Origin of the sequence: Nostoc sp. 2RC (genome assembly GCF_014222165.1) — a bacterium.
Taxonomy (GTDB): domain Bacteria; phylum Cyanobacteriota; class Cyanobacteriia; order Cyanobacteriales; family Nostocaceae; genus Nostoc; species Nostoc linckia.
Window position 1 is genome coordinate 21,919 of sequence record NZ_JACKZU010000059.1, and the last position, 6,000, is coordinate 27,918.

General features: G+C 32.1%; 2 protein-coding genes. Both read left to right on the forward strand.

Features of this window, described 5'->3' with window-relative positions; genetic code table 11:
* Positions 1-128 precede the first annotated feature (128 nt).
* The gene (locus GNE10_RS09670; protein WP_185564969.1) at positions 129-5,597 is read left to right on the forward strand and encodes an ATP-binding sensor histidine kinase; all 5,469 of its coding nucleotides are present in this window, start codon (positions 129-131) and stop codon (positions 5,595-5,597) included.
* 26 nt (positions 5,598-5,623) lie between these two features.
* Positions 5,624-6,000, forward strand: a 377-nt coding sequence (locus tag GNE10_RS09675; protein ID WP_185564971.1) for a hypothetical protein, incomplete at its 3' end; no start/stop codon positions are given.

Sequence of the window (6,000 nt, forward strand, 5' to 3'; positions counted from 1 at the left end):
GAAAGTAAAATCTAGGTAAATGTATATTACTTGCTAAGTATAAGAGATGAAATTATATAATTCAAAATTTACATTGCAAGTAAAAGCCTGAAATTAGCAAATTTATTTGAAAGTAAAGATATAAATTAATGATCACGAATTCTAACTATAAAGTTATAGAAAAAATTTCGGAAGGATTAGAAACTATTGTTTATAGAGCGCTGGATATTCACAATCAAAAAAACATCATTTTAAAAAGTCTTAAAAGCGAATATTTGAATCTTGAGAATGTTACAGAATTTAAGCATGAATATGAAATTTCTAGACATATAGATTTACCAGGTATTATTAAAGTATACGCTTTAGAAGATTTTCAAAATTGTATTACTTTAGTTTTAGAAGATATTGAAGGTCAAAATCTCAAACAATATATAGATAATCATATTCAACTGAACATAATAGATAGCTTAAAAATCGCCATTCAAATAGCAGATATTATTGCCAGTTTGCACGAGCAGCATATTATTCATAAAGATATTAAGCCACAAAATATAATTATTAATCCGAAATCACTACAAGTTAAAATAACTGATTTTAGCATTGCATCACGTTTATCAAAAGAAAATGCTATTATTAGTAACCCTAATTTGCTCAAAGGAACACTTGCTTATATGTCTCCAGAGCAAACAGGGCGCATGAATAGGTCAATTGATTACCGCACAGATTTTTACTCTTTAGGCGTAACTTTGTATGAACTTTTAACTTCCAAATTGCCATTTAATTCCACTGATATCTTAGAAATAATTCACTGTCATATTGCGAAACAACCCATACCTCCTCATCAAGTGAATCCACAAATTCCACAGGGTTTATCTCATATTGTCATGAAATTATTATCTAAAACTGCTGAAGAAAGATATCAAAGTAGCTTAGGACTAAAAGCAGATTTAGAAATTTGTCTCAAAGAATTAACAAGTAATGGCAAGTTTGAAAATTTTATTCCTGGACAATTAGATAAATTTAGCCAATTTACGATTCCTCAAAAACTCTATGGACGCCAACAAGAAGTAGTTAGTCTCATATCAGCTTTTGACCGCATCAGCACTGGAAAATCTGAGATGATGTTAGTCTCTGGTTATGCAGGGATTGGTAAATCTTGTTTAGTTAATGAAATTCATAAACCTATTATCCGGCAAAGGGGATATTTTATATCCGGCAAATTCGATCAATTAAAGCGGAATATTCCCTATGCTGCTTTAATTCAAGCATTTCAAGAATTAACCCAACAACTACTAACAGAAAGCCCAGAAAAAATACTTAAATGGAAACAAAAGCTTTTAGAAGCATTTGGTGACATTGGTCAAGTTATTATTGATGTTATACCGGAAATTGAAAAAATTGTTGGTCAACAGCTACCTGTTCCGCAACTAGGAGCAACCGAATCACAGAATCGTTTCAACCGTGTATTTCAAAATTTTATTCAGGTGTTTACTCAAAAAGAACACCCGCTAGTTTTATTTTTAGACGATTTACAATGGGCAGATTTAGCCTCTTTAAAATTGATTAAGACACTGATGATTGAGCCTGATAGCCAATATTTATTAATGATTGGAGCTTATCGGGATAACGAAGTTATATCGACTCATTATTTATTTCAAACTATAAATGAAATTCAAAAATCAGGAACATTTGTCAATACTATTATTCTCCAACCTTTAAACATTGAAAATGTCTGTGAATTAATCGCTGATAGCTTTCATAGCTCTACAGAAAAAACAAAAGCATTAGCCGACCTGATTTTTAATAAAACCCAAGGAAATCCTTTTTTATTAAATCAGTTACTCCAAACTATGTATCAGGAAAAACTATTAAGTTTTGACTTTGAAAATGGAGTATGGCAGTGGGAGATAAATCAAATTCAAACCATTGGTATTACAGATTATGATGCCATAGACTTAATTGCTAGAAATATTAAAAAACTACCTCAACAGACACAAAAAATTTTAAAATTAGCTGCTTGTATAGGAAATCGTTTTAGTATAGATATTCTGGCAATTGTCAATGAAAAATCTCAGTCAGAAACTGCATCTGATTTGTGGGAAGCACTGCAAGCAAGTTTAATCTTACCACTAAGTGAAAACTACAGAATTCCATTATTTTGCGCTTCTCAGGAATTCAAAATTACGTATAAGTTTTTACACGATCGCGTACAGCAAGCAGCTTATTCTCTGATTCCAGAGTCGCAAAAAAAACAAACTCACCTGAAAATTGGTCAATTATTACTAGAATATTATCAAACAGAAGAAATTGAAGAAAATATTTTTGATATTGTCAATCATCTAAATTTTGGTACTGAATTTATTTACGAGCAGCTTCAAAGAGATAGACTAGCCAAATTAAATTTGATAGCTAGTCAAAAAGCAAAAGCAGCATCAGCATACGAAGCCGCTTTGAATTATTCAACAACTGGATTAGAATTGCTGGAATTATCAAGTTGGGAAACTAACTATGATTTAATACTAGCACTGCATCTAGAAAGTGTAGAAATAGAATACTTAAATACTAACTTTAAACGCGCAGCTATCCTCACTCAAACTATTTTAGAAAGAGCTACCAATGTTCTCGATATAGTAAAGACTTATCAATTACAGATTCAGTTTTATATGGCTGAAAATCAAATGCTTCAAGCCATTGATACTGGATTAGAAGCCATCGCAATGCTAGGGATACCTTTATCAGAGACACCAACTAAGGAAACTACTGTAGCTAATTTACCTCAACTTCAGGATTTAGAAGATTTTCCAGTTGTTAAAGATCCTTACATACTTGCGGCTTTAAAAATCCTTGTGACTATTGCTGGTGCTGCTTTTATTGCTAACCCAACAAAGACAAATTTTCCCCAGATCATCTTGACTGTTGTGAATCTCTGCATCAAGCACGGTCATTCACCTTTAGCTGCCCACGGATATGCTTACTATGGTATGCTTTTGTGTGGCTATCTAGAAAATATTGATGCAGGATACCACTCTGGTCAAATAGCTTGGCAGATATTAGATCAATTCCAAGTTATTGAACTGAAAAGCAAAGTATATGCACCATTTTATGGTTTTACCATTCATTGGAAAGAGCATATTAGAGAAACAATAGCTCCTCTACAAGAAGGTATTCAAAGCGCCTTAGAAATTGGAGATCTAGAATATGTTGGCTATTGCTCTGTTCACTATTGTGGTCATATATTTTTCAGTGGCGAACAACTGGAATTAGTAGCTCAACAACAAGCTTCATATATCGATTTACTAAAAAAATTTAAACTAGATTTTCCAATAAATTATATTAAAGTTTGGCATCAACTATCATTAAATTTACAAGGTTTGTCACCCAATAAATATTTTTTAGTTGGTGATAGCTTTGATGAAACATCAATGGTGGCATATTTACACAATACTAATAATACTACTTCTTTGTTTGTTGTATATGTTGCCAAAATAATTTTATTCTACTTATTCAAAGATTACACTCAAGCAGTTGATAATGCTAAATTAGCTTCAGAATATTTAAGTGGTGTTATGGGAATGATGTCAGTTGGCATCCATAACTTATATTATTCTTTAGCTTTGATTGGTTTATATCCCAATGTTGAACCGGAAATTCAACAACAATATCTAGATATTATCAATGACAATCAGGAAAAAATGGAGTTATGGGCCAGTCATGCCCCCGCTAATTATCAACATAAATACAATCTAATAGAGGCAGAAAAAGCAAGAATTTTAGGACATACTTTCGTAGCAATGGAGTATTATGAGCTAGCTATTCAAGGAGCAAAAGAACAAAGATATGTGCAAGAAGAAGCACTAGCCAATGAATTAGCAGCCGAATTTTACTTTTCTCGTGGTAGAGACAAGCAAGCTATTTTTTATCTAAAAGAATCTTATCATGCATATATACGTTGGGGAGCTACTACAAAAGTTAGTGAATTAGAATCAAAATATCCAGACTATTGCCCGTTAAGATTAAATCAAGAATCATCGAGTTTGAAGGCTGGTTTACCTACTACTTCCAGCAAAATAAATAATTTAGCAGCTTTTGATTTAAATACAGTCTTTAAAGCTTCTCAAGCGATTTCTAGTGAAATCAAACTAGATAATTTGCTTGTAAAGTTAATGACCATTGTTATGGAAAATGCTGGTGCCCAAAGCAGTTGCTTCCTTTTAGAAAAAAATGGTCAAATGGTAATAGAAGCTGTGGTCAGTGTTAATAACAATAGACTCTTATTAGAAACTTCAATTCCTTTAGATAATACTCAATATTTGCCAGTATCAGTCATTAACTATGTTGCCAGAACTAAGGAAAGTTTAGTTCTTGGTAATGCGAGTAACGAAGGAATATTTGTTAGCGATTCTTATATTATCAACAATCAATGTAAGTCTATTTTATGTATGCCAATAATTTATCAAAGTAAACTTATTGGAATTTTATATTTACAAAATAATTTGACAGCAAATGCATTTACTACTGAACGCTTAGAAGTTTTAAAAATTTTGGCTTCTCAAGCAGCCATTTCTATTCAAAATGCAAAGCTTTATACTAATTTATCTAAAGTTAATGATAATTTACAACAAGCTAACCAAGAGTTAGAAAATTATAGCAAAAATCTGGAGCTAAAAGTCGAAGCCAGAACGCAGGAATTACATGAAAAAAATCTGCGTTTAGAAGAACAAGCACAACAGCTAGAATTTGCACTACAGCAACTACAAGCTACACAATTACAGATGATTCAAAAGGAAAAAATGTCTAGTTTAGGCCAATTAGTTGCTGGTATAGCTCATGAAATTAATAATCCAATTAACTTTATTTATGGCAATATTACTCATGCCAGTGAATACACTCAAGATATATTAACTTTAATCAAAATTTACGAGCAAGTATCACCTGATTTAACTCCTCAAATGCTAGCAGAACAACAAGATATCGATTTGGAATTTTTGCTCGAAGATTTACCCAAATTATTATCTTCCATGAAAGTCGGGGCCGATCGCATCCGGCAGATAGTTCTCAGCTTACGTAACTTTTCACGTTTAGATGAAGCAGAAATCAAGGCAGTTAATATTCATGACGGTATTGATAATACCTTGCTCATCTTACAGCATCGACTCAAAAATGACTCCGGAAATTCTAAGATTAAGATTATTAAAAATTATGGCTGTTTACCATTAGTAGACTGTTATCCCAGTCAACTCAATCAAGCATTTATGAATTTGCTAGTTAATGCTATTGATGCTTTAGAAGAGTATAACTCTGTCCGTTCATTAGCAGAAATTCAAATAAATCCGGCTTACATCAAAATCACTACTGAATTATTAGAAGAAAATTCGCTATTAATTCGGATTGCTGATAATGGACTTGGGATGACTCCAGAGATTATTTCACAAATTTTTAATCCTTTCTTTACTACTAAACCTATCGGTCAAGGTACTGGGTTAGGACTATCTATTAGTTACAAAATCATTGTAGATAAACATGCAGGTAAATTAACTTGTTCCTCAATCCCAGAACAAGGAACTGAGTTTTTAATTGAACTTCCTGTACATCAGAATAATTCTAAATTTGTCAAGTAAATCTTTACACAATGGAATCTTGATTTATGATTAACAACACTCACGATACAGATATTTCTACTATTTCCATTTCCGAAGTATTTATGGCTTTGGTAGCAGGAAATATACTAGATGATACGTTTGAACCATCAAGGATCGGAAAACTTTCGCGGCTAACAACTACACAAAGAGACTTATATCTGGATAATATGCTTCATCCGGATAGCACTGTTTTTAGTTTAGGGCTATCGATAAAGCTACCTGCAAATTTAGATCGATTTATTTGGGAACAGGCAGTCAAAATTGTCTGTCAAGCAGATGACACAATTAAAACTAAATTTATTTTTTACCGAAGTGAGGCTTTTCAATTTGTAGATAAAAATGCTGACATTCATTTTGAATTTATCGATATAGAACATAATAA

Coding starts and splice junctions, on each gene's coding strand:
- GNE10_RS09670 (WP_185564969.1), top strand. CDS start 129: ATGATCACGAATTCTAACTATAAAGTTATAGAAAAAATTTCGGAAGGA.